The organism is Pseudonocardia zijingensis (assembly GCF_042657305.1).
In the GTDB taxonomy this organism is placed as follows: Bacteria; Actinomycetota; Actinomycetes; order Mycobacteriales; family Pseudonocardiaceae; genus Pseudonocardia; species Pseudonocardia zijingensis.
Genome location: NZ_JBHSKO010000033.1, coordinates 1 through 22,811 on the forward strand (window position 1 = coordinate 1; position 22,811 = coordinate 22,811).

General features: G+C 73.3%; 22 protein-coding genes and 1 pseudogene. 12 read left to right on the forward strand and 11 right to left on the reverse strand.

The features are described from left to right. Nucleotides 1-110 precede the first annotated feature (110 nt). Nucleotides 111-1,226: pseudogene (locus ACFPL3_RS37565) on the reverse strand (sugar phosphate isomerase/epimerase family protein); the annotation flags it as partial. Continuing rightward, complete coding sequence (locus tag ACFPL3_RS37570) at nt 1,223-2,236, reverse strand: LacI family DNA-binding transcriptional regulator (protein WP_343946330.1); 1,014 nt, start codon at nt 2,234-2,236, stop codon at nt 1,223-1,225. The gene ACFPL3_RS37570 and the pseudogene ACFPL3_RS37565, both read right to left, overlap by 4 nt. Nucleotides 2,237-2,370: 134 nt before the next feature. Here ACFPL3_RS37570 and ACFPL3_RS37575 point away from each other — a divergent pair, with 134 nt between their 5' ends. The 5 genes from ACFPL3_RS37575 to ACFPL3_RS37595 are packed head-to-tail and all read left to right on the forward strand — an operon-like array spanning nt 2,371 to nt 7,091. After that, nucleotides 2,371-2,907, forward strand: a complete 537-nt coding sequence (locus tag ACFPL3_RS37575; RefSeq protein ID WP_343946329.1) for a TRAP transporter small permease — start codon at nt 2,371-2,373, stop codon at nt 2,905-2,907. Beyond that, nucleotides 2,904-4,178: a TRAP transporter large permease gene (locus ACFPL3_RS37580; protein ID WP_343946328.1), complete on the forward strand. Its 1,275-nt coding sequence runs from the start codon at nt 2,904-2,906 to the stop codon at nt 4,176-4,178. The genes ACFPL3_RS37575 and ACFPL3_RS37580 overlap by 4 nt, the downstream gene beginning before the upstream one ends. Further along, nucleotides 4,175-5,059 (forward strand): shikimate dehydrogenase, encoded by an 885-nt coding sequence (locus ACFPL3_RS37585; RefSeq protein ID WP_343946327.1) that lies wholly within the window; start codon nt 4,175-4,177, stop codon nt 5,057-5,059. The genes ACFPL3_RS37580 and ACFPL3_RS37585 overlap by 4 nt, the downstream gene beginning before the upstream one ends. A gap of 11 nt (nt 5,060-5,070) precedes the next feature. Continuing rightward, nucleotides 5,071-6,093 (forward strand): DctP family TRAP transporter solute-binding subunit, encoded by a 1,023-nt coding sequence (locus ACFPL3_RS37590; protein WP_343946326.1) that lies wholly within the window; start codon nt 5,071-5,073, stop codon nt 6,091-6,093. Continuing rightward, the gene (locus tag ACFPL3_RS37595; protein WP_343946325.1) at nt 6,090-7,091 is read left to right on the forward strand and encodes a phosphotriesterase family protein; all 1,002 of its coding nucleotides are present in this window, start codon (nt 6,090-6,092) and stop codon (nt 7,089-7,091) included. Before ACFPL3_RS37590 ends, ACFPL3_RS37595 begins: the two co-directional genes overlap by 4 nt. Here the strand turns inward: ACFPL3_RS37595 and ACFPL3_RS37600 are convergent. Both ACFPL3_RS37600 and ACFPL3_RS37605 read right to left on the reverse strand, forming a co-directional pair. Beyond that, complete coding sequence (locus ACFPL3_RS37600; RefSeq protein ID WP_343946324.1) at nt 7,027-7,854, reverse strand: NAD(P)H-binding protein; 828 nt, start codon at nt 7,852-7,854, stop codon at nt 7,027-7,029. The two genes, ACFPL3_RS37595 and ACFPL3_RS37600, sit on opposite strands and share 65 nt — an antisense overlap. Then, nucleotides 7,851-8,282 (reverse strand): nuclear transport factor 2 family protein, encoded by a 432-nt coding sequence (locus ACFPL3_RS37605; RefSeq protein WP_343946323.1) that lies wholly within the window; start codon nt 8,280-8,282, stop codon nt 7,851-7,853. Before ACFPL3_RS37605 ends, ACFPL3_RS37600 begins: the two co-directional genes overlap by 4 nt. Nucleotides 8,283-8,372: 90 nt before the next feature. Here ACFPL3_RS37605 and ACFPL3_RS37610 point away from each other — a divergent pair, with 90 nt between their 5' ends. Beyond that, nucleotides 8,373-8,981, forward strand: a complete 609-nt coding sequence (locus ACFPL3_RS37610) for a TetR/AcrR family transcriptional regulator (protein ID WP_343946322.1) — start codon at nt 8,373-8,375, stop codon at nt 8,979-8,981. Between the two features lie 43 nt (nt 8,982-9,024). Here ACFPL3_RS37610 and ACFPL3_RS37615 read toward each other — a convergent pair whose 3' ends face one another. Further along, nucleotides 9,025-9,609, reverse strand: coding sequence for an LURP-one-related family protein (locus tag ACFPL3_RS37615; RefSeq protein WP_343946321.1), 585 nt, complete (start codon nt 9,607-9,609; stop codon nt 9,025-9,027). Between the two features lie 59 nt (nt 9,610-9,668). On the opposite strand from ACFPL3_RS37615, the gene ACFPL3_RS37620 reads away from it, so the two are divergent. The 3 genes from ACFPL3_RS37620 to ACFPL3_RS37630 are packed head-to-tail and all read left to right on the forward strand — an operon-like array spanning nt 9,669 to nt 11,699. Beyond that, nucleotides 9,669-10,514, forward strand: a complete 846-nt coding sequence (locus ACFPL3_RS37620) for a helix-turn-helix domain-containing protein (protein WP_343946320.1) — start codon at nt 9,669-9,671, stop codon at nt 10,512-10,514. A gap of 24 nt (nt 10,515-10,538) precedes the next feature. After that, complete coding sequence (locus ACFPL3_RS37625; RefSeq protein ID WP_343946319.1) at nt 10,539-10,763, forward strand: DUF397 domain-containing protein; 225 nt, start codon at nt 10,539-10,541, stop codon at nt 10,761-10,763. A gap of 57 nt (nt 10,764-10,820) precedes the next feature. Next, nucleotides 10,821-11,699: a helix-turn-helix transcriptional regulator gene (locus tag ACFPL3_RS37630; protein ID WP_343946318.1), complete on the forward strand. Its 879-nt coding sequence runs from the start codon at nt 10,821-10,823 to the stop codon at nt 11,697-11,699. A gap of 7 nt (nt 11,700-11,706) precedes the next feature. Here ACFPL3_RS37630 and ACFPL3_RS37635 read toward each other — a convergent pair whose 3' ends face one another. The 5 genes from ACFPL3_RS37635 to ACFPL3_RS37655 form a co-directional block, all read right to left on the reverse strand. Further along, nucleotides 11,707-12,729: a zinc-binding dehydrogenase gene (locus ACFPL3_RS37635; protein WP_343946317.1), complete on the reverse strand. Its 1,023-nt coding sequence runs from the start codon at nt 12,727-12,729 to the stop codon at nt 11,707-11,709. A gap of 180 nt (nt 12,730-12,909) precedes the next feature. Beyond that, nucleotides 12,910-13,503: a hypothetical protein gene (locus ACFPL3_RS37640; RefSeq protein WP_379590585.1), complete on the reverse strand. Its 594-nt coding sequence runs from the start codon at nt 13,501-13,503 to the stop codon at nt 12,910-12,912. Continuing rightward, a complete protein-coding gene (locus ACFPL3_RS37645; protein ID WP_343942690.1) occupies nt 13,500-14,402 on the reverse strand; it encodes a carbohydrate ABC transporter permease in 903 nt (300 codons plus the stop codon). The genes ACFPL3_RS37640 and ACFPL3_RS37645 overlap by 4 nt, the downstream gene beginning before the upstream one ends. Continuing rightward, entirely contained in the window at nt 14,402-15,370 is a 969-nt protein-coding gene (locus ACFPL3_RS37650) for a carbohydrate ABC transporter permease (protein ID WP_379590587.1), read from the reverse strand. The genes ACFPL3_RS37645 and ACFPL3_RS37650 overlap by 1 nt, the downstream gene beginning before the upstream one ends. 1 nt (nt 15,371) lies before the next feature. Continuing rightward, nucleotides 15,372-16,700, reverse strand: a complete 1,329-nt coding sequence (locus ACFPL3_RS37655; RefSeq protein WP_343942688.1) for an ABC transporter substrate-binding protein — start codon at nt 16,698-16,700, stop codon at nt 15,372-15,374. A 250-nt stretch (nt 16,701-16,950) separates the two neighbouring features. Here ACFPL3_RS37655 and ACFPL3_RS37660 point away from each other — a divergent pair, with 250 nt between their 5' ends. From ACFPL3_RS37660 to ACFPL3_RS37670, 3 genes are all read left to right on the forward strand, one after another. Next, on the forward strand, nt 16,951-18,300 hold the full coding sequence (locus ACFPL3_RS37660; RefSeq protein WP_343942687.1) for a Gfo/Idh/MocA family oxidoreductase: 1,350 nt from the start codon (nt 16,951-16,953) through the stop codon (nt 18,298-18,300). Between the two features lie 3 nt (nt 18,301-18,303). Next, nucleotides 18,304-19,728: a glucuronate isomerase gene (uxaC, locus tag ACFPL3_RS37665; RefSeq protein ID WP_343942686.1), complete on the forward strand. Its 1,425-nt coding sequence runs from the start codon at nt 18,304-18,306 to the stop codon at nt 19,726-19,728. Nucleotides 19,729-19,869: 141 nt separating this feature from the next. Beyond that, nucleotides 19,870-21,327, forward strand: coding sequence for an FAD-dependent oxidoreductase (locus tag ACFPL3_RS37670; RefSeq protein WP_379590590.1), 1,458 nt, complete (start codon nt 19,870-19,872; stop codon nt 21,325-21,327). An 18-nt stretch (nt 21,328-21,345) separates the two neighbouring features. Here the strand turns inward: ACFPL3_RS37670 and ACFPL3_RS37675 are convergent, their stop codons facing one another. After that, entirely contained in the window at nt 21,346-22,797 is a 1,452-nt protein-coding gene (locus tag ACFPL3_RS37675; protein WP_343944758.1) for a mannitol dehydrogenase family protein, read from the reverse strand. Nucleotides 22,798-22,811: the final 14 nt, after the last annotated feature.

Sequence of the window (22,811 nt, forward strand, 5' to 3'; positions counted from 1 at the left end):
CGGTGAGTGCACAGGCGAGCCCCGCAGCGGCACGTCCGACGGATCGGAACAAGGACACCACGGTCAGCGGAACGCTGGGTCAGAACGACCGCTGCGGGGCTCACCTACATCCTCACTGCGGAACGCGTGGGGTCCGTGCTCTCCAGGCCGAGCGCGGCCACCTCGGCGACCCCGGCGGCGGCCGGCCGGACGACCGACGCGTTGAGCAGGATGCGGGCCGATCCGCGTTCCCACAGCTGGACGGGCTTGGAGCGGTGCTGCCCGGTGTGGGCGAACCCGAGCCGGCCCAGCACGTCGCCGACCTGCGGGCCGGAGACCCCGTCGACCGCCAGCTCGACGAAGGAGTGGCCGGTGAGCGGCGGTGCCGCGGGCCGCTCCGGGAGCCCGAGGTCGGGCCGCTGCGCCGCCACCCGGTCCTCGAGCCACAGCAGCGAGCGCATGGCGTCGACGGCCGTGCGGGCGGGGTCGGCCTGGCGGAAGACGTCGTTGAAGACCTCGAGCGACAGCGGGCCGTCGTACCCGGCGTCGAGGACGTGCGCGAGGAACCCCGGCAGGTCGAAGGCCCCCTGACCGGGGAAGAGCCGGTGGTGCCTGCTCCACTGCAGGACGTCCATCTCCAGGTGCGGGGCATCGGCCAGCTGCAGGAAGAAGATCTTCCCCGGGGCGACGTCGGCGAACCCGGCGGGGTCGCCGCCGCGGGAGAGCACGTGGAAGCTGTCCAGGCAGATCCCGAGTGCGGGATGCGCAGCCCGCCGCACGGCCTCCCACGACCGGTCCCACGTGGACACGTGCCGTCCCCAGGCCAGGGCCTCGTAGGCGATGCGCAGCCCGTGGGCGGCGGCGCGGTCGGCCGCGGCGGCCAGCTGCTCGGCGAGCCGGTCGAGGTCGGCGACCGCGTCGGGAGCCACCGAGGAGCAGACGAGCAGGGTGGGCGCCCCGACCCGCTCCATGACGGCGAGCTTGTGCTCGAGGCGGCGCAGGTTCGCCGCGAACCGGTGCGGGTCGGCCGAGTCGAGGTCGCGGAAGGGCTGGCAGAGGTCGACGGTGAGGCCGAGGTCGGCGCACCGGCTGCGCAGCTCGGCGGGTGACCACGGCGAGGCGAGCAGGTCGGGTTCGAACACCTCGATCCCGTCGAAGCCCGCCGACGCCGCCGCGGCGACCTTGTCCTCGAGCGTGCCGGACAGGCACACGGTGGCGATCCCACGGCGGGGTGGCTGCGTGGTCATCTCTGCGTGGTCCTCTCCCCCGCCGGCGCGGTGCCCGTGGACGCCCGCAGCACGAGCTGCGAGGGCAGCACGATCTGCGGGGATGGCGTCGAGCTGCGCGGCTGGCCGAGCGACTCCACGAGGATCTCCACCGCGGCGCGCCCCACGTCGGAGTGCGCTCCGCCGAGCGTGGTGAGCGTCGGCGTGCACAGGTCGGCCGCGAAGATGTCGTCGAAGCCCACCACGCTGACGTCCTCCGGCACGCGGACGGAGCGGTCGGCGAGGCGGCGCAGCACGCCGATGGCGAGCAGGTCGTTGTGGGCGACGATCGCGGTGGCGCCGGTGCCGATCGCCGCATCGGCTGCGGCCCCGCCGCTGGACACCGTCGGCGTGTACGGCCCGGTCCGCACCGCGCGCACGCCGAGCTCGGCCGCGGCGTCCCGGAGCGCGGTCCACCGGCTCGCGGCCATCCACGAGTTGGTCGGCCCGGCGAGGTAGACGAGCGAGGTGTGCCCGAGCGAGGCGAGGTGGGCGACGATCTGCCTGCTGCCCTCCCACGGCTCGAGCACCACGCTCGCGACGCCCTCGACCCTGCGGTTGATCAGCACCACCGGGCGCGCGGCCGCGAGGTCGGCGAGCTTGTCGTCCGGCTGCCTGCTCGCCGCGAGCAGGAACCCGTCGACGGACCGCGTCAGGCGCCTGACCTGCTCGAGCTCCATCCGCGTGGATTCCTCGGCGTTGACGAGCACGAGCGTGTAGGCGGCGGCCTTGGCCCGCATCTCCGCCCCGCGGATCAGCTCGAAGAAGTGCGGGTTGGTGATGTCGGAGACGATCATCGCGATCGTCTGGGTGCGCTGGGAGGTCAGCGCGCGGGCGTGCGGGTTCGGCTCGTACCCGAGCTCGCGCGCGGCCTGGAGCACGCGGTCGCGGGTCGCGTCGGCGATGCGCCCTGGCTTGCCGAACACGCGCGACACCGTGGACGTGGCGACGCCGGCGGCGCGGGCCACGTCGTAGATGGTCGGGTTGGCCACCCGCCCATCACAGTGGCATCACGCCACTTTGGCAACCCTTGGCAACCGCTTGCCAAGCGCGGGTGGTCTGTCTACCGTCCACCGCGACCTGACCGAGCTGACCTGACCGAGCACCGACGCCGGAGGGCCGTGCGATGGGCCAAGACGTGGAGGACGAGCCCGAGCGCCGCAGGTGGGCGCGCTGGGCGGCCCTCGTGACCCGCGTGGAGATCGGGCTGGCGGCCGCGGCGCTCGTCCTCGTCTTCCTGCTGGTGTTCGTGCAGGCCGCCCAGCGCTACCTGCCGGTGGCCGGCTGGGCGTGGACGGGCGAGCTCGCCCGCTTCTGCCTCGTGTGGCTCACCGTCACCGTGGCCGGCGTGCTGGTCACCTCCGACGGGCACATCGCGCTGCAGCTCGTCGACAGCATCCGCAACCCCGCTGTGCTGCGGGCGGTGCGGGTGTTCGCGTCGCTGACGGTGGCGGCCGTGGGCGCCGCGTTCGCGGTGGAGGCGTGGGACCTGATCGTCTCGCAGGGCATGGTGAAGTCGCCGTCGCTGCGCATGCCGCTCTCGTGGCTCTACGTCCTGCCGTTCCTCGGCTTCCTCAGCACCGCGGTGCGCGGTGTGGCGGCCGCGGTCGGGTTCGCGCGGTCGGCGCAGCCGCCCGCCGCTGCGGGTGAGGTGCGAGGGTGAGCCTGCTCCTGCTGAGCCTGGGGATCGTGGCGCTGCTCGCGTTGCGCGTGCCGGTGGCCTTCGCCTTCCTCGGGCCGTCGCTGGTCTACATGCTCTCGATCGGGCAGTCGGTCGGGATGAGCCTGCGGCTGATCGTCAACGCCACGGCGAGCTTCCCCCTGCTCGCCGTGCCGCTGTTCATCCTGCTCGGCGTGCTGGCCAACCGCGGCGGGATCGCCGCGCTGCTGTTCGATTTCGCCCTCGCCGTGCTGGGCCGGGTCCGGGGCGGCCTCGGCTACGTGAGCGTGGGGGTGAGCCTCGGCTTCTCGTGGATGAGCGGGTCGGCGGTGGCCGACGCCGCGGCGCTGGGCAAGATCCAGATCCCGGCGATGCTGCGCAACGGCTACCCGCTGCGGTTCGGACTCGGGGTCACCGGGGCCGCTGCGCTGATCGCCCCGGTGATGCCGCCGAGCATCCCCGCCGTGATCTTCGCCGGGCTGGCGGCCGTGTCGACGGGGGCCCTGTTCGCGGCGTCGGTCGTGCCCGCGCTGCTCATGGCGATCGGGCTGTGCGTCGTGGTGTTCCTGCAGGCCCGCCGCCACCCCGACATCGCGGCCGTGGGCTTCTCGATGGAGCGCGTGCGCGCCACCGGCAAGCGCGTGATCGCCCCGCTCGGTGCTCCCGTGGTGATCCTCGGCGGCATCCTCACCGGGGCGTTCACCCCCACCGAGGCGGCGGCGGTTGGCGTGGCGTACATGCTCCTGCTCTGCTTCGCCCAGCGCACGCTGCGCCTGCGCGACCTCCCGTCCGTGCTGACGGAGACCGTGCTGACCACCGCGGCGATCATGCTGATCGTCGCCTCCGCGTCGCTCCTGGGCTACATCCTCGCGCGCGAGCGCGTGCCCCAGCTGATGACCGAGAGCATCTTCGCCTTCACCGCCAGCCCGACCGGCTTCCTGGTGATCACGGCGCTGCTGATGCTGGTGCTCGGGACCGTCGTCGATCCCACCGCCGTCCTCGTGCTCGTGGTGCCGATCCTCATGCCGATCAGCGCCGGGTTCGGCGTCGACCCGATCGTGCTCGGCGTGCTGATGATCATCACGCTGATGATCGGGCTGCTCACCCCGCCCGTGGGCACGGTCCTCTACGTGCTGAGCTCGGTGGCCCGCACGAAAGTCAGCGAGGTCTTCGTGGGTTCGCTGCCGTTCATCGTGCCGTTCCTCGTCCTCGTCGTCCTGATCATCGCGTTTCCGGACGCCGTCGTGTGGCTGCCGAAGGTGCTGGGGCTGTGACCGGGCGGCGCTCCTACCTCGCCGGACTGCTCGGGCAGGGCATCGGACCCTCGCTCTCCCCCGAGCTGCACGAGCGCGAGGCCGCCCGCCAGGGGTTGCGCTACACCTACAAGACCGTGGAGCTGGCGGGGTCGCGGCTCGACCGCGACGCGCTGGCCGGCCTGCTCGCGCACGCGGTGGAGCTGGGCTTCGACGGCCTCAACGTCACCCACCCGGTGAAGCAGGTGATGGCAGCCGTGGTGGACGAGCTGGCGCCCGAGGCAGCGGCGATCGGGGCCGTCAACACCGTCCTCGTCGACGACGGGTGCACGCGCGGGCACAACACCGACGTCACGGGCTTCGCCGCGGCCGTCCGGGCCGGGCTCGCGGACGCCGCCGTCGACGACGTCCTGCTGCTGGGTGCCGGCGGGGCCGGCACGGCGGTGGCGCACGCGCTCGCAGGGATGGGGTTGCAGCGGCTCCGGGTCGTGGACACCGACCCGGAGCGCGCGCAGCGGCTCGCCGCCTCCGTGCGCGGGCACCGGGGGGACATCGAGGTCGTGACCGGCACGCTGGCCGACCTGCCGCGGCTCGTCGCGGCAGCGTCCGGGCTGGTCAACGCCACCCCGATGGGCATGGCGGCGCACCCCGGCTCGCCGGTGGACCCCCAGCTGCTGCGCCCAGACCTGTGGGTCGCCGACATCGTCTACCGGCCGCTGCTCACCGACCTCGTGCGGCACGCGCGCAGCCGCGGCTGCCGGGTCCTCACCGGCGCCGGGATGGCGATCAACCAGGCCGCCGACTCGTTCGAGCTGATCACCGGCCGTGCGGCCGACCGGTCGGCCATGACCCGCGACTTCGAGGAGCTCGTCGCCGACGAGGTCGATGAGATCGCCCGATGAAGGGAATGACCATGTCCACACAGCACCGGCGCCGTGCCCGCGTCGCGGCGCTCACCCTCCCGCTCGTCCTCGCCGCGGCCTGCGGCGGAGGCGCCGACCCGGGCGGCGGCGAGCAGGGCGGCGCCGTCGAGCTGACCCTGGCCCACAGCTACACCGACCAGCAGCCCCAGCACCGCTGCGGGGCGCAGGTGATCGCCGACGAGGTCGCGGCGGCGAACGTCGGCCTGACCGTCCAGGTCTTCCCGGCCAGCCAGCTCGGCGGCGACGCCGACCGCATCCAGTCGGTGATCTCCGGTGACATCGACATGGACATCCAGGGCGCGTCCGCGCTCGGCGCCGTCCACGAGCCGATGAGCGTGGTCGACGCCGCCTACGCGTTCGAGGACGGCGAGCACCTCGCGCGCTTCTTCGGCAGCGACGCCTCCAAGCCCCTCACCGACGGCTTCGCAGAGGCCACCGGCACCACGGTGCTCGGCGCGTGGTCGGCGGGCGCCCGGCAGTTCACCGCGAACCAGCCCATCCGCAGGCCGGAGGACCTCGCGGGCCTGCGCATGCGCTTCCCCAACTCGCCGCAGTTCCTGATGAACGCCGCGGCGCTGGGCGCCGACCCCACCGAGGTGGCGTACGAGGAGCTGTACCTGGCGCTGCAGCAGGGGATCGTGGACGGCCAGGAGAATCCGATCGTCAACATCGACTCGCAGAACCTCGGCGAGGTGCAGGACTACCTGAGCATGTCCAGCCACCAGGAGAACTCGAACCTGGTGCTCGTCGGCCCGGCGTGGGAGGAGCTCAGCCAGCCGCAGAAGGACGCGCTGGCCAAGGCGGTCGACGCCGCCGTGGAGCAGGTGCCGGGCTGCGTGGAGCAGGACGAGGCGAAGATCCTCGAGAAGTGGACTGCCGACGGCGCGTTCCAGGTGGTCGACGACGTCGACACGGCGGCGTTCCGGGCGAAGGCCGAGGAGCACCTGCGCGCCAACCTCACACCGGAGCAGCTCACGGTCTACGAGGCGATCCGCGGCTCGGCCACCCCGTGACGCCGGCCGTCCCGACGTTCCGCGGGCCGGTGGCGCCCGCGGAGCTCGGGCCGACGTTGATGCACGAGCACGTCTTCGTCGGCAGCCCGGAGCTGGACCTGAACCACCCGCACCCGGAGTGGGACCCCGACGCCGCCCTCGACACGGCGGTGGCCGCGCTGACCCGCCTGCACGACCTCGGCGTCCGCACGGTGGTGGACCTGACCGTGCTCGGGCTCGGCCGCGACGTCGCCCGGGTGGCCCGAGTGGCCGAGCGGGTGCCGGTGCACCTGATCGCGGCCACCGGCTACTACACCGCGAACGTCCTGCCGCCGTTCTTCCGCACCCACGGCCCGGGACGCCTGGTGGAAGGCCCCGACCCGCTCGTCGAGTACTTCGTGCGCGACATCGAGGAGGGCATCGCGGGCACCGGCGTCCGTGCGGGGACGATCAAGGTCGTCACCGACGAGGAGGGCATCACCGACGACGTCGGCCGGGTGCTCACGGCCGCCGCGGAGGCCCACCGGCACACCGGGGTCACGATCACCACGCACAGCAGGCCCGACCTGGGCACCGGCGCCGACCAGCTGGCGTTCCTGCGAAGCCGCGGGGTGGCGCCCGACCGCCTCGTCATCGGCCACAGCGGCGACACCGAGGACCTCGACCACCTGCGGCGGCTGATGGACGAGGGCGTCACGATCGGCATGGACCGCTTCGGGATGGAGCACGTCCTGCCCGACGAACGCCGGGTCGCCACCGTCCTCGCCCTGCTCCGGCTCGGGTACGCCGACCGGATGGTGCTGTCCCACGACGCCGCCTGCTTCAGCCGGATGACCCCGCCGTCGTGGCGCGCGGTCCACGCACCGCACTGGCACTACGAGAACCTCCCCCGCCGCGTGCTGCCGATGCTGCGCGCAGGCGGCGCCACCGAGGCCGACATCCGGCAGATGCTCGTCACGAACCCGGCGCGGCTGCTCGCGCCACCACCTCGCGCAACGAGCGCGGCGACCGGCCCGTGACGTCCCGTACGGCGGAGGTGGTGCGGTTCTCGGCACCGCGGGCGATGTCGGCGTCGAGACCGGCGAGGAACGTGGCGTATTCCGGGGGCAGGCCGTCCGCGACGTGCCGCGCCGCCAGCTCGGCCACCCCGACCGGGCGGTGCCGGACCGGCCGGCCCACGACCTCGGTGAACACGGCCGCGACGTCGGCGTAGCTGAGCGCCTCGGGCCCGGTGAGGACGTGGCTGCCGACGTGGGGCACCTCGTCGGCCAGCGCGTGCACGGCGACCGCGGCGATGTCGCCCGCGTCCACGAAGCCCACGCGGCCGTCGCCGGTGGCCGTCACCAGCTCGCCGTGCTCGCGCGCGGACCGGGCGAGCGGCTGGTCGCCGAGGAAGTTCTGCATGAACCACGACGGGCGCAGCACGGTGGGCTCCGGTACCGCCGCGCGCACCAGCGCGGGCAGCTCGCCGAGGCCGGGTGAGCCGTCCGCCACCGCCGAGGAGCCGAGCAGCACGACCCGCCGCACTCCGCGCTCACGGGCCAGGTCGAGGAACGGTGCCACGATCGGCGCGGGGTCGGCCGCGCCCACCGGGGCGACGAGGTAGACCGCGCGCACCCCGTCGAGCGCGGGCGCGTGCGTGGCCGGATCGGCCCACTCGAAGCGGACCTGCCCCGCCGCCGGGCGGCGGCTCGCGACGCGCACCGGCACGCCCCGCTCCCGCAGCCCGGCGACCACGCGGCTGCCGGTGGTACCGGTGCCGCCCGTGACGAGCACGGTCATCGCGCGCCTCCCGGTGACGCGAGCCCGTCCGCCCCGCCGAGCGCCTCGGCGGCAGCCAGGGGGCTCCAGTAGTCGCGGTAGGCGGCGATCTCGCCGTCGCGCACGGTGATCACGCAGATGTAGCGCATCCGGTAGGGCCGGCCGGTACGCACCGCGGCGCCGTCCACCGCGAACTCCACGACGACCACCTCGGGGTCCTCGGTGCGGCGCACCGTGCGCTCGGTGATCGCGCGGACGTCGACGTGGTCGGTGTAGTCGCGCAGGTACTCCGTGACAGCGGCGCGGCCCTCCACGCGCTGCGGGTAGCCCTCCGGCGCGAACGGGAACTCGATGGTCCCGTCAGGCGCCCACAGCGCGGCGAACCCCGCCATGTCGTGGGCGAGCAGCAGCTCCATGGCCCGGTCGACGACCTCGGTCGGTCCGCTCATCGTTGCCTCCTCAGGGTTGGACGATACGGTCCCGTCCCGACGGACGATACGCGCGACGGGACCGTTCCGTCCATGCCATACTCGGCGGCCGTGGGAGAGATCCGGAAGCGGCAGCCGACCGGGGCCGCCGTGCTGCAGGCCGACGTCACCGAGGCGATCACCGAGGCCGTGCTGGACGAGCTGGCCGACACCGGGTACGGCAAGCTCTCGATGGAGGCCGTCGCCCGGCGGGCGGGCGTCGGCAAGAGCGCGCTCTACCGGCGCTGGCCGTCGAAGCAGGAGATGGTCATGGCGGTGGTGGCGGACTTCAGCATCGACCGCGCCGCCGCACCCGACACCGGCTCGCTGCGCGGCGACCTCGCCGGCCTCGTGCACGCGTTCACGGAGTGGCTCACCCATCCGCGCATCTCGCGGATCCTTCCCGACCTGGCGGCCGAGGGCGTGCGCAACGCGGAGCTGGCCGAGGCCGTGCGGGCGGCGATCGGCGGGCCACGGCGCACCATCGGGGCCGCCGTGCTGCAGCGCGCGATCGCGCGCGGCGAGCTGCCCGCCGACACCGACCTCGAGCTCGCGCTGGACCTGATCGCCGCCCCCGTCTACTGGCGGCTGTCCGTGCGCGGGGCCCCGGTGGAGCCCGGCTACCTCGACGCCGTGGCCGACGCGGTGCTGCGGGCGTTGACGGGCCGGATGGCGCCCTGACGCGGGTTCAGGACGCCGTCGGGCGACCTCGGGCGGCCTCGGCTCAGCGGGACTGCAGCGCGTCCAGCGCCACCGCCATCGACGCGGCCACCCGGAAGTCGACGCGCGGGTCGGGCACGTCGATGACGTAGCGGTCGCGGATGGCCTTCTTGCGCTCGCTGGACATCACCGGTGCCCCGGTAGCGGTGTCGACGAAGTCGAAGTGGAAGACGAACGGCACCCAGATGTCGCCGAGGTAGGGGATGAAGTCCCACACCCGGCGCAGGATCGCGATGACGGGCCTGCGCTCCTTGCCGATGGCCTCGTAGCCGGGGCCGGCCATGCGCCAGGTGGAGCGCAGCAGGCTCGCGCCGAACTCCTTGCGGAAGTAGCCGAGCGCTTTGCCGTACTCGTCGAACACGTCGTGCTCGGCGTGCACGTCGAGCCGCTGGCGGGCCTTGAACGAGAACACGGCGCGCGAACGCGACTCGTCGGTGTAGAAGACGATCTCCTCCCGCAGCTTCATCCGCTTCTGCTGCGCGAACGCGAGCAGTGGGCCCTCGCTGCCGTCCGGAGCGGCGCCCCGGATCTCGTAGCGGTTGACCATCATCGTGATCTTCTGGCGTACGAAGAAGCGCGGGACGTGCATGGTCCAGAGTCTTGCAGCCGGATCTTTCACCCCGCACATCCCACTGACACCCTGTCACCATGGGGACGCGCAGCGGAGCCCTCGTCCGCAGACGCCAGCTCGCCCGCATCCTGCGCGACCTGCGGCGACGGTCCGGCATGACCATCGAGGACCTTGCGCCCCGGCTGGACTTCTCCCCGAGCAAGCTCAGCCGCATCGAGAACGCCCACCAGGGCGTCGACGTCCACGCCGTGCGCACGATGATGGACATCTTCGGTGTCACCGGCGAGCAGTGGGAGGCGCTGCTGGCGCTCACCCGTCAGGCGAGCGCAAAGGGCTGGTGGCGCGCCTACGGCCTGGACGACCAGGGGTACGTCCCGCTGGAGGCCGAGGCGAGCGCGGTGCGCGAGTACACGGTGAACTACCTGCCCGGGCTCCTGCAGACGGCCGACTACGCGCGGGCGCTGTTCGAGAGCTCGCTGCACGCCGGGAGCCGCGCGGTGCGGGAGAACGACGTGCGGGTCCGCATGATCCGCCAGGGACGGCTCACCGACCCCGAGCACCCGCTCACGCTGGTGGCGGTGATCGAGGAGTCGGCGGTGCGCCGCGTGATCGGCGATCCGGACGTGATGTGCGCGCAGCTCGCGCACCTCGTGGAGGCCGCGGAGCTCGACACGGTCACCGTCCAGGTGCTGCCCGCGGACGTCGGCGCGCATCCGAGCGCGACGGGCGCGTTCATCGTGCTGAGCTTCGACGACCTGGGAGAACCGGACGTCGGCTACGTCGAGCACGCGATGGGATCGATCCATATCGAGAAGGCCGAGGACGTCGCCCGGGGTAGGGTCGTGTTCGACCACCTGCGGTCGCGCGCGCTGAGCCCCGAGGAGTCGGCGGCCCTGATCGAGCGGGTGGCCATGGAGATGTGAGGCCGCGACGCGAAGAGGTGCCCGATGCCCGTCCCGACCCTCGACGGCCTGGCCTGGCGCAAGAGCAGCTTCAGCGGCAGCGGCGGGGCCAGCAGTGGTTGCGTCGAGGTGGCCCCGCTGCCGGGTGGCGGCGTGGCGGTCCGCGACACCAAGGACCGGTCCCGGGCGGCCCACCGCCACTCGGCCCCGGCCTGGCAGACGTTCCTCACCGGCGTCCGGGCCGGCGAGTTCGGCACGCCGCAGTCCTGAGCCCCGGGGTACTGGCAGTGCCTCCCACCCGGCCACCCGCGCCCCTACCGTGAGCCCATGGGCTCCATCGACCCCCGCTCGGAGATCCGGGAGTTCCTGAGCACGCGGCGCGCCCGGATCACCCCCGAGGAGGCGGGCCTGCCCGCCTACGGCGGCAACCGCAGGGTGAAGGGCCTGCGGCGCGAGGAGGTCGCCATGCTCGCGGGGGTGTCGGTCGACTACTACGTCCGCATGGAGCGCGGCAGCCTCGCCGGCGCGTCCGACGGTGTGCTCGAGGCCCTCGCCAGGGCGCTGCGGCTCGACGAGGCCGAGCGCGCCCATCTGTTCGCCCTGGCCCGCGAGAGCCGCACCCGCGGCAGGCGCTCCTCCCCCGCCACCGTCCGCCCCACGATCCAGCAGGTGCTGGACGCGATGACCGACGCACCGGCCTGGGTGGGCAACGGCCGGCTCGACGTCGTCGCGATGAACGGGCTCGCCCGGGCGCTCTACTCCCCCGTGCTCGCCGGCCCCCGGCGGCCGGCCAACATGCCCCGGTTCGTCTACCTGGAGCCGGAGGCTGCCCAGGAGTTCTTCGTCGACTACGAGCGCATCGCCGACGACGCCGCCGCCATGCTCCGCCTGGAGGCCGGCCGCAACCCCCACGACGCGGCGCTCGTCCAGCTGATCGGTGAGCTGTCCACCCGCTCCGAGCGGTTCCGCCGCCGCTGGGCGTCGCAGGACGTGAAGTTCCATCCCAGCGGCCGCAAGCGGCTGCGCCACCCCGTGGTCGGCCCCGTCGACCTCGACGTCGAGTCGATGGAGCTGTCCTCCGCGCCGGGCCTGCTGCTCTACGCCTACACGGCGGCTGCGGGCACCCCCACCGCGGACGCGCTCCGGCTGCTCGCCTCCTGGGCCGCCACCCAGGACGGCCTCCCGACCGAGACCGTCCCGGGCTGAGCGCGCGTCAGGGCGTCACGAGGACCTTCAGGGCGGCCCGCTCGTCCATCGCGCGGTAGGCGTCGGGCACCTCGTCGAGGCCCACGGTGCGGTCGAACACCTTGCCCGGCTCGACCCGGCCCTCGAGCACGTCGGGCAGCAGCTCGTCGATGTAGGCGCGCACCGGCGCCGGGCCGCCGGTGAGGGTGACGTTCGGGCGGAACAGGCTGCCCATCCCCACCGGGGCGTCCTCGTACTGCGGCACGCCGACCCGGCTGATCACGCCGCCCGCGCGGACCACACCCACCGCCTGGTCGTACGCGGGCCGGTGCCCCACGGCCTCGAGTACGGCGTGCGTGCCGTGTCCGCCGGTCAGCGCGCGCACCAACTCCACGCCCTCGGCACCGCGATCGGCCACGACGTCGGTGGCCCCGAACTCGCGGCCCAGGTCGGTGCGCTCCTTGTGGCGTCCCATCAGGATGATCTGCTCGGCGCCGAGCCGCTTCGCCGCCAGCACCGCGAGCAGGCCCACCGCGCCGTCCCCGATCACGGTCACGGTGGTCCGTTCGTCCACACCCGCCTGCACCGCCGCGTGGTGGCCGGTTCCGAACACGTCGGCCAGCGTCAGCAGCGACGGCAGCAGCGGCGAGTCCTCCCCCACCGGGAGCGGCACGAGCGTGCCCCCCGCCTGCGGCACCCGCACCGCCTCGGCCTGGGCGCCCGCGAAGAACCCGCCGTTCGGGCACGCGGTGTTCAGCCCCTCGCAGCAGTACTCGCACGTGCCGTCCGAGTAGGCGAATGGGCTGACGACCACGTCTCCCGTCCGCAGCCCGGACACCGCCGAACCGATCTCCTCCACGACACCGAGGAACTCGTGCCCCATCGGCGCCCCCTGCGCGCTCGGCGGCTTCGAGCGGTAGGGGTGCAGGTCGGTGCCGCACACGCACGCCCGCAGCACGCGCACGATCGCGTCGGTCGGCTCCTGCAGCACCGGGTCGGGCAGGGTTTCCACCCGCACGTCGCCCGCGCCGTACATGACTGTTGCTCGCATCGGTCCCTCCGGACTGGTCGATCTCGGCGTCCAGAGAACCGCGGTGCGGCGCGGCCCGGGAGTGCGTGCCATACCAGGTACTGCGAGGGCCTCCCCCATGGTTCAGGAAAGCCACATTCAGGGCCGGAGAGGCCTTGAATGTGGCTTTCCTGAACTCCGCGGCCCAAGGGCGCCGGCCGGCTACCCGCGCGGCAGCACCAACCGGCGGTGCACCGCGTGCAGCGCCAGCACCAGCAGCGCGGGGAGCACGAGCACGACCCCGGGCAGGAGCAGCGCCAGCAGCACCGCGATCGCCGTGACGGCCAGGGCCGCGAGGCCGGCGGCGGGGGCGCGCAGGAGGTCGGTCCAGCCCGCGGCGAGCGCGGCCCGCCACGTGCCGGGGCCGGCCAGCCGGGGCACGGCGAGCAGCGCCACCGCCGACAGGCACGCCACCGCCAGCCCGAAGCCCGCCAGCGCCACGCCTCCCCCGGGCACCACGCCGGCGCGGAGCCAGGCGAGCTGCTGGGACACCACGAGCACCGCGAGCACCACGGCCACGCTCACCGGCACCCCGGGCAGGAGCCGCCGGACGAACTCGGCGCCGATCTCCCGCCACCGCGGGAGGTCGTCGTGGTCGGCCCAGTGCCCGACGGCCGTGGACAGGGTGGCCACGACCGCGCCGAGCGTCAGCACCGGCAGGCTCACCACCACCGCCACGATGCCGAGCAGGGCGAGCTCGCCCACGCGCCGGAGCTGTTCCTTCCAGCCCCGCGCCACCGGCACCGCGGTGGTCACCCCTTGATCCCGCTCGTGTTGATGCCGTCGACGATGAGCCGCTGGAACACCAGGAAGAACAGGAACACCGGCACCAGCGACAGCACCGACATCGCGAACATCGGCGCCACCGCGTTCTGCCCGCTCGAGTCGAGGAACAGCCGCAGGCCGATCGGCACGGTGTAGGCCTCGAGGTCGTTGAGGTAGACGAGCTGGGTGAAGAAGTCGTTCCAGGTCCAGATGAACGAGAACACCGCGGTGGTGACGAGCGCGGGCTTGGTGAGCGGCAGGATCACGAAGAAGAACCGCCGGTAGGGGCCGCAGCCGTCGATCTCGGCGGCCTCGTCGAGGCTGCGCGGGATGCCGCGCATGAACTGCACCATGAGGAACACGAAGAACGCCTCGGTGGCGAGGAACTTCGGCACGATCAAGGGCAGCGGGGTGTTGATCCACTCCAGGCTGTTGAACAGCACGTACTGCGGCACGATCAGCACGTGGTGCGGCAGCAGCAGCGTGCCGATCATGATCGCGAACCAGACGCCGCGCAGCGGGAACTTCAGCCGGGCGAACGCGAACGCCGCCAGCGAGCAGGCCACGACGTTGCCGATCACCACGCCGGCCGAGACCACCGCGCTGTTGAGGAAGAAGCGGCCGAACGTGACGCCCGGGATCCCGATCCAGCCGTCGGCGTAGTTGCCGGGCGTGAACTCCCGCGGCAGCACGTTGACGTTGTTGAGGATCTCCTGCGGAGACTTGAACGACGTGCCGAACATGTAGGCGATCGGGTAGAGCGCCACCACCAGCACGAGGATCAGCACGACGTGGGCACCCGCGCCCTCGTACCAGCGTCCGCCCGCGCGCCCGGGGCCCGGCGCGGTGGGCGAGGCGTCGACCGGGGCGACGGCGGTGGTGGTGACCATCAGCGGTCCCCCTCGTCGGCGTAGTGGACCCAGAGCGAGCCGCTGCGGAAGACGATCGCCGTGATGATGCCCAGCGCCACGAGGAACACCCAGGCCATCGCCGACGCGTAGCCCATCTGGAAGTCCCCGAATCCGCGCAGGTACAGGTAGACGGTGTAGAGGAGCGTGGAGTCGGCAGGCCCGCCGGTGCCGCCGCTGATCACGAACGCGGCCGTGAAGCCCTGGAACCCCGCGATCGTCTCCAGCACGACGTTGAAGAACAGCACCGGCGACAGCAGCGGCAGCGTGACGTGGAAGAACTGCTTGACCCGGCCCGCGCCGTCGAGCGCGGCGGCCTCGAACATCTCCTGCGGGATCTGCTTGAGCCCCGCCAGGAAGATCACCATCGGGGCGCCGAACTGCCAGGCCGCGAGGATCACCAGCGTGCCGAGCGCGGTGGCCGGGTCGTTGATCCACGCGCGGCCCTCGATCCCGAAGATCGCGAGCACCCCGTTGATCGCGCCCTGGCCGCCGAAGAGCGTCTGCCACACGATCGCGATCGCGACGCTGCCGCCCAGCAGCGAGGGCACGTAGTACAGCGAGCGGTACAGCCCGACGCCGCGCCGGTTGCGGTAGAGCAGCAGCGCGACGCCGAGCGCCACGGCGAGCTTGAGCGGCACCGACGTGACCGCGAACAGGAGCGTGGCGCCCACCGCGTTCCAGAACTGCGGGTCGCCGGTGAACATCCGCTCGTAGTTCTCGAGGCCCACCCAGTCCGGGTCCTGGAGCAGGTCGTAGTCGGTGAAGCTGAGGTAGAGCGAGTAGAGCATCGGCAGCGCGGTGATGCCGAACAGGCCGAGCAGCCACGGGCTGAGGAAGACGTAGCCCGCCACCGCCTCCTTCCGGCGTCCCGGCCGGCCGGGGCCGGTCTCCCCCCGGCCGGACGCGGGTGCCGGACCTGCTGCCTTGTCCACCGTGGACGTACTCACGTCAGCTGGCCGCGCGCTCGAGCTCGCCCGTGACCTGGGCGACGAACTCCGCCGCCGCGTCGGCGGGCGACTGGCGCCCGAAGCCGACATTCTCCGACGCCGCGGTGAGCAGGCGGGTGATCTGCGAGTCGCCCTGCGCGGGCACCGGCGGGGTGGGGCCGGCCTGTGCCGTGACCCGCTCGTCGAACTCGAGCACGTACTTCAGCTGCTCGTCGAACGCGGGCGAGATCGTGTCGCGCACCTGCTTCGAGGGCGGCAGGCCGCGCTCGGTGCCGAGGATGGCGCCGGCCTCCGGGTCGCTGACGAAGAAGTTGATGACGTCCACGGCGGTGGCCACATTGTCGCCCTGTGCGTACGCGGTGAAGAACTGCGACGGGCGGGCGTAGGCGCCGGTCTGCGGGCCGGGCAGCGGCATGAGCACCAGCTCGTGGTCGGTGCCCTTGGCGATCTCGGTGAGCTGGTTGTCGTAGCTGAACGTGCCTGCCGTCTGCTGGGTGATCACGGTGTTCTTCGAGATGTCACCGCCGTTGGCCGGCTGTGCGACCTCGGCGGGCGACGCGGCGCCGCTCTGGCGGAACCCGGCCCACATCTCGAACCACTGCGTGACGTCCTCGACGGTGAAGCCCGGCGCCTGCCCGTTGTAGAGCTCCTTGCCCCGCTGGCGCAGCCAGAACTCGAACGCGCCCATGGTGGAGCTCTCGTCGCGGAACGCCCACGGCGCGCCGCCGGTGGCCTGGTTGACCTGCGCGGCCCAGGAGCCGAACTCCTCCCACGAGGCCCACCCGGTCTCCGGCGGGAGCAGACCCAGCGGCTCCACCACCGTCTTGTCCACCACGAACGACCCGGTGTTGGCCGCGAGCGGCACGGCGTAGAGCGTGCCGTCGACCTTGCCGGTGTCCAGCAGCTTCGGGTCGATCCCGTCGACCTGCAGCGTGCCGCCCACCCAGGCGTCGAGCGGCGCGATCAGCTCCTTGTTGGCGTACTCGCGCAGCACCCGGTTGTCGATCTGGATGATGTCGGCGGCGTTGCGGCCCGCGGCCGTGGTGTTGACCTTGTCGTAGTAGCCCGAGTAGCCCTGCCACTGCGTGGTGAAGGTGACGTTCGGGTGCTTCTGCGTGTAGAGGTCGAGCACCTTCTGCGTGATCTCCGCGCGCGCGGGCCCGCCCCACCAGGTGACCTCGAGCTGCACCGGCTCCTCGCGTTCGGGCGGGCCGCCCGCCTCCTGGTCGCTCGCGCGCGACCCGCCCCCGCACGCTGCGGTGGCGAGGACGGTGACCGCGGCCGCGCCCGCCAACAGCGCGCGCACCGACCGGGACCCGAAGATGGCCATGGGGAGCTCCTTCGATCACACTGGCCCCGGTTCGGCCGCCCTCTGTGGCGACGGGCACAGGACCTGGCTGTGGGCCATTAGTTCAGAGCGAGCGCGCTGTCGTCAACAACGTCTTGCGGTTTTTTTCAGCCGTTTGCATCATGGGTCCACCGCCGCCCCGGCAGCGGTGCTCCACAACGCCGTGAGCTGCCCGCTCAGCCGACTCGCCGCCTTGCAAGCCTTTGCAAGCGGTCCAGCACAGGGAGTGTGCATGTCCCCCAGCGCCGCGAACTCGCCGCGCCCCCGCTACGCGATCGTCGGCCTCGGCGGCCGCGCCCAGATGTTCGTGGACGCGCTCACGCGCGCCCACGTCGACACGGCGCAGCTCGTCGCCTTCTGCGACCTCAACCAGACCCGCATGGACGCGCACAACCGCACCGTCGTCGAGCGCGGCCTGCCCGCCGTCCCGACCTACCGCGCGCAGGACTTCGCCACGATGCTGGACGCCGAGCGCGTCGACACCGTGATCGTCACCTCGATCGACCGCACCCACGACGAGTACATCGTGGCCGCGCTGCGCGCCGGCCGGGACGTCATCACCGAGAAGCCGATGACCACCGATGCGCAGCGCTGCAGGCGGATCCTCGACGCCCAGGCGGAGACGGGCCGCAAGGTCACCGTCACCTTCAACTACCGCTACAACCCGCTCCACACCCGGGTGCGCGAGGTGATCGCGTCGGGCGCGATCGGCGAGATCGGCTCGGTGCACTTCGAGTGGCTGCTCGACACCCGCCACGGCGCCGACTACTTCCGCCGGTGGCACCGCGACAAGGCCAACTCCGGCGGGCTCATGGTCCACAAGGCCACCCACCACTTCGACCTGGTCAACTGGTGGATCGCGTCGTCCCCCGAGGTCGTCTACGGGCTCGGGCGCCTGTTCTTCTACGGCGACGAGAACGGCACCCGCCGCGGGCTCGCCCGGCCCTACGCCCGCGCGCACGGCGCCTCCGAGGCCGCCGACGACCCGTTCGCGCTGCACCTCGCGGGCAACGAGACGATGACCGCGCTCTACCTCGACGCCGAGCACGAGGACGGCTACCACCGCGACCAGAACGTCTTCGGGCCCGGCGTCACGATCGAGGACGACATGACCGTGGCCGTGCGCTACCGCAGCGGCGCCACGATGAGCTACCACCTCACGGCCTACTCGCCGTGGGAGGGTTACCGCGTGGGGTTCAACGGCAGCGCGGGGCGCCTCGAACTCGACGTCATGGAGAACTCGTTCGTCGACCCCGGCACCGCGGGCACGGTGGCGGGCGAGGCGCTGCACGGGCGGCCCGGCACCGAGGTGCGCCCGGAACCGGAGCGCGGCGCCCGGCTCACCCTGCGCAAGCACTGGGAGAAGCCCGAGGACCTGGACCTGCCCGACACCAGCGGCGGCCACGGCGGCGGCGACGAGCGGATGCTCGCCGAGATCTTCGGCGGCGAGATCGCCCCCGACCCGCTAGGGCGGGCGTCCACCCACCGCGACGGCGCGCTGTCGCTGCTCACCGGCCTCGCGGCCAACCGATCCTTCGAGACCGGGCTGCCGGTCCGCGCCGACGAGATCCTGGAGCTCTGACCGATGGCCCCGCGCCCGCTCGTCCTCGACGACGACCGCATCCTGCCCACCGACCCCGCGGTGCGCGCGATCGCCCGCGAGATCTTCGCCGTCGTCCGCGACCTGCCGCTGATCAGCATGCACGGCCACGTCGAGGCGTCCGTGCTCGCCGAGGACGCGCCGTTCCCCGACCCGGCCCAGCTGCTCGTGGTGCCCGACCACTACGTCACCCGCATGCTCGTCTCCCAGGGCGTGCAGCTCGAGGACCTCGGCGTGCCCCGCCGCGACGGCGGCCCCGTCGAGACCGACGGCCGCGCGATCTGGCGCCGCTTCTGCGCCGGCTGGCACCTGTTCCGCGGCACCCCCAGCCGGTTCTGGCTGGAGCAGGAGCTGCACGACGTGTTCGGCGTGGACGTGCAGCCCTCCGAGGAGACCGCCGACGCGATCTACGACCGGATCGCCGCGTGCATCGCGCAGCCCGAGTTCCGGCCGCGGGCGCTGTTCGACCGGTTCAAGCTGGAGATCCTCGCAACCACCGACGCCCCCTCCAGCAGCCTCGACGCGCACGCCGCGATCGCCGCGTCCGGCTGGGACGGCCGCGTCGTGCCCACCTTCCGCCCCGACGCGCTCGTGCACCTGCGCCAGCCACGCTGGAAGCAGGACGTCGAGGAGCTCGGCGAGGTGGCGGGCATCGGCATCGACACCTACGCCGGCTACCTCGCCGCCCTCGAACAGCGGCGCGAGTACTTCCGCCGCCACGGCGCGCTGGCCACCGACCACGGCCACACCACCGCCGACACCACCCCGCTCGACCGCGCCGACGCCGAGCGCATCTACGCCGCCGCCCTCTCCGGGGCGGTCGAACCGGCCGCCGCCGACGCCTTCGCCGCGCACATGCTCTTCGAGATGGCCCGCATGAGCCGCGACGACGGGCTCGTCATGCAGATCCACCCCGGCGTCCTGCGCAACCACCACCCCGAGGTCCACGACCGGTTCGGCCCCGACAAGGGCTTCGACATCCCGCTCCCCGTCGACTTCGTCCGCGGGCTGCACCCGATGCTGTCGGCGTTCGGCACCGACCCCGCCTTCCGGTGCGTCGTCTTCACGATCGACGAGACCACCTACTCCCGCGAGCTCGCGCCCCTGGCCGGCGTCTACCCGTCGATGCGCCTCGGCGTGCCGTGGTGGTTCCTCGACAGCCCGCACGCCATGCGGCGCTTCCGCGAGGCCGTCACCGAGACCGCGGGCTTCTACAACACCGCGGGCTTCGTCGACGACACGCGGGCCTTCGCCTCCATCCCGGCCCGCCACGACCTGGCCCGCCGCGTCGACAGCGGCTACCTCGCCCAGCTCGTGGCGAACGGCCAGCTCGGGCTCGAGGAGGCCCAGGAGACGGCCGTCGACCTCTCGGTCACGATCCCGCGGACGGCCTACGCCCCGCGTGGGTAGGCCCCCCGGAAGTTCAGGAAAGCCACATTCAGGGCCGGAGAGGCCTTGAATGTGGCTTTCCTGTACCACCCGGGGAGGCCCTCGTATCAGCGGGCTTGATCAGGGCGTCCTCCTGCTCACAGGCGGGCAGGGAGGTGCGCCATGCCGGATGCCCGGCACGTCCTCGTCGTCGGTGGCGGGTTGAACGGTCTGCTGGCCGCGATGCTCCTGGCCCGCGACGGCCACCGGGTCACGGTGGTCGAGCGCGACCCGGCCGAGCCGCCGGAGCCTGCCACCGCGTGGGAGGACTGGCAGCGGCGCGGGTGCGCCCAGTTCCGGCTGCCGCACTTCATGCAGCCGCGGTTCCGCCACCTGCTGGAGGCCGAGCTGCCCGACGTCGCCGACGCGCTGGTCGCGGCCGGGGCGCTGCGCTACGACGTGCTTGCGGCGCTGCCGGCGGCCGTGACCGGCGGCATCGGCGACGGTGACGACCGGTTCGCGACGCTCACGGCGCGCCGGCCCGTGCTGGAAGCGGTGGTGGCCCGGGCCGCGGCGGCGGAGCCGGGGGTGCGGGTCCGGCGCGGCAGCGCGGTGCGGGCGCTGCTGACCGGGCAGGCGGTGCTGCCGGCGGTGCCGCACGTGGCCGGCGCGCGGGCCGGCGACGGCGAGGAGCTGCGCGCCGACCTCGTCGTCGACGCGAGCGGCCGCGGCTCACCGCTGCCCGCGCTGCTCACCGACCTGGGTGCCGAGCCGCCCGCCGAGGAGCAGGAGGAGGGCGGGTTCGTCTACTACTCCCGGCACTTCACGGGCCCGCTCCCGCAGATCCGGGGGCCGGTGCAGCAGTGGTACGACTCCGTCTCGATCCTGACGTTGCCCGCGGACAACGGCACCTGGTCGGTGACGTTCGTCGGGAGCGCCCGCGACAAGCCGTTGCGGGCGCTGCGCGATCCCGGGTCGTGGACGGCCGCGATGCGCTGCTACCCGCTCGCCGCGCACTGGATCGACGCCGAACCGATCACCGGCGTGGACGCGTTCGGCGGCATCGGCGACCGCCTGCGCCGCCTCGTGGTGGACGGGCGGCCGGTCGTCACCGGGGTGCTGGCGCTGGGGGACGCGGCGGCGTTCACCAACCCGTCGCTGGGGCGTGGCGCGTCCATCGGGCTGCTGCACGCGGTGCGGCTGCGCGAGCTGCTCCGCGCGGCCGGCGGCGCCGACCCGGTGGAGGTGGCGCTGCGGTGGGCGCAGGACACCGCGGAGAGCGTCGAGCCCTGGTACCGGGCCACGGTGCGCACGTCGGGCGCCCGCTTCGCGGAGCTCGAGAGCGACCGGACGGGGGTTCCCGCGGCCCGCGACGAGTCCTGGGCGCTCGTGAAGGCGATGACGGCGGGCACGCGCAACGACCCCACTGTGCTGCGCATGCTGCTGGAGGTGGCCGGCCTGCTGGCGCTCCCGGGCGAGGTGCTGTCGCGGCCGGGCGCGATCGAGCGGGTGTGGACCGCCGGCGGGGACGCGCCGCGCTACCCGCTCCCGGGCCCCGACCGCACCGCGCTGCTGGCCGCGGCCGGGAGTTCAGGAAAGCCACATTCCAGGCCTCTCCGGCCCTCAATGTGGCTTTCCTGAACCTCGGGGGCGGCCGCCTCAACCGGCCGTGGCCGCCGCCACGCCGCCCTTCATCAGCGCCTCGAGGGAGTCGGTGACCAGGTCGCGGAACCGCCCGTCTGCGGGCAGCTCTGCGCCGAAGACCTCCTCGAGGGACAGGAGGGCCTCCACCACCGCGCGGGGCGTGGCGGCGTCAGCGGTGAGCGTGCGGAGGCGGTCGGCCATCGGGTCGTCGACGGCCGGGGCGGTCCAGACGTAGCGCATCCACGCCGCCACGCCCAGGCAGGCCCACCGCGGCTCGGCGCCGGCGGCGAGGCGGTCGCGGATCGTGCCGAGCAGCCGCTGGGGGAGCTTCTGCGTGCCGTCCATCGCGATCTGCACGGTGCGGTGGCGCAGCGCCGGGTTGTGGAAGCGTTCGATCAGCTCGCGCTGGTAGGCGGCCACGTCGTACCCGTCGGGCACGGCCAGGGTGGGCTCGACGTCGTCGGCCATGAGGTGGGCGACGACCCCGGCGATGCCCGGGTCGGCCATCGCGTCGGCCACGTGCTCGTGCCCGGCCAGCGCGCCGAGGTAGGCGAGGGTGGAGTGGCTGCCGTTGAGCAGCCGCAGCTTCATCGCCTCGTACGGCGCGACGTCGCCGGTGAGCACGGCCCCGGCGCGCTCCCACGCCGGGCGTCCGGCGGCGAAGCGGTCCTCCACCACCCACTGTCGGAACGGCTCGGTGACGACCACGCCCTCGTCGGAGAACCCGAGCAGGCGGGCGGCCTCGGCGCGGTCGTCGTCGGTGGTGGCAGGGACGATCCGGTCGACCATCGAGGACGGGAACGACACCGACTCGCCGATCCAGGCGGCGAGCGGTTCGCCCTCCGCGGCCGGGAGGGCGGCGCAGAAGTCGCTCACCAGCCCACGCAGCACCTCGCCGTTGGCGGGCAGGTTGTCGCAGGACAACAGGGTGATCGGCCCGGCGTCGGCGGCCCGGCGGGCCTGCAGCCCGCGCACCAGCTGCCCCACCACGGTGCGCGGGGGTGCGCCCCCGGCGAGGTCGGCGGCCACGTCCGGGTCGGACAGGCGCAACCTGCCCGTGGCCGGGTCGTGCCGGTAGCCCTTCTCGGTGACGGTGAGCGTGACGAGGCGGGTGGCGGGCGCCGCGAGCAGGGCCTGCAACCGCTCCCCCTCCTCCGCGGCGAACAGCAGGTCGCGCACGGCTCCGGCCACCCGCACGGAGGTCTGCTCCCCGCGCACGAGCACCGCGTAGAGGCCGTCCTGCGGACGGAGCTGGTCGATCACGCCGCGGCTGCGCTGGGTGACCCCGCAGATGCCCCAGTCACCACCGGCGGCTGCCACCGCCTCCTCCGTGAAGACGGCCTGGTGGGCGCGGTGGAACGCGCCGATGCCCAGGTGCACGATGCCGGTTCCGAGCGCGCGCGGGTCGACGAGCGGGCGGTGCGCGGCGGGCAGGTCGGCGAGCGCGGCGAAGCCGAGACGGGGCATGCGGGGAAGATCCA

Excerpts from the sequence above, each read along its gene's own strand:
- ACFPL3_RS37660 (WP_343942687.1), top strand. The coding sequence starts at position 16,951 with ATGTCCCCCAGCGCCGCGAACTCGCCGCGCCCCCGCTACGCGATCGTC.
- ACFPL3_RS37590 (WP_343946326.1), top strand. The coding sequence starts at position 5,071 with ATGTCCACACAGCACCGGCGCCGTGCCCGCGTCGCGGCGCTCACCCTC.
- ACFPL3_RS37655 (WP_343942688.1), bottom strand. The coding sequence starts at position 16,700 with ATGGCCATCTTCGGGTCCCGGTCGGTGCGCGCGCTGTTGGCGGGCGCG.
- ACFPL3_RS37605 (WP_343946323.1), bottom strand. The coding sequence starts at position 8,282 with ATGAGCGGACCGACCGAGGTCGTCGACCGGGCCATGGAGCTGCTGCTC.
- ACFPL3_RS37645 (WP_343942690.1), bottom strand. The coding sequence starts at position 14,402 with ATGGTCACCACCACCGCCGTCGCCCCGGTCGACGCCTCGCCCACCGCG.
- ACFPL3_RS37635 (WP_343946317.1), bottom strand. The coding sequence starts at position 12,729 with ATGCGAGCAACAGTCATGTACGGCGCGGGCGACGTGCGGGTGGAAACC.
- ACFPL3_RS37575 (WP_343946329.1), top strand. The coding sequence starts at position 2,371 with ATGGGCCAAGACGTGGAGGACGAGCCCGAGCGCCGCAGGTGGGCGCGC.
- ACFPL3_RS37630 (WP_343946318.1), top strand. The coding sequence starts at position 10,821 with ATGGGCTCCATCGACCCCCGCTCGGAGATCCGGGAGTTCCTGAGCACG.
- ACFPL3_RS37615 (WP_343946321.1), bottom strand. The coding sequence starts at position 9,609 with ATGCACGTCCCGCGCTTCTTCGTACGCCAGAAGATCACGATGATGGTC.
- ACFPL3_RS37675 (WP_343944758.1), bottom strand. The coding sequence starts at position 22,797 with ATGCCCCGTCTCGGCTTCGCCGCGCTCGCCGACCTGCCCGCCGCGCAC.
- uxaC (WP_343942686.1), top strand. The coding sequence starts at position 18,304 with ATGGCCCCGCGCCCGCTCGTCCTCGACGACGACCGCATCCTGCCCACC.
- ACFPL3_RS37620 (WP_343946320.1), top strand. The coding sequence starts at position 9,669 with ATGGGGACGCGCAGCGGAGCCCTCGTCCGCAGACGCCAGCTCGCCCGC.
- ACFPL3_RS37600 (WP_343946324.1), bottom strand. The coding sequence starts at position 7,854 with ATGACCGTGCTCGTCACGGGCGGCACCGGTACCACCGGCAGCCGCGTG.
- ACFPL3_RS37670 (WP_379590590.1), top strand. The coding sequence starts at position 19,870 with ATGCCGGATGCCCGGCACGTCCTCGTCGTCGGTGGCGGGTTGAACGGT.
- ACFPL3_RS37625 (WP_343946319.1), top strand. The coding sequence starts at position 10,539 with ATGCCCGTCCCGACCCTCGACGGCCTGGCCTGGCGCAAGAGCAGCTTC.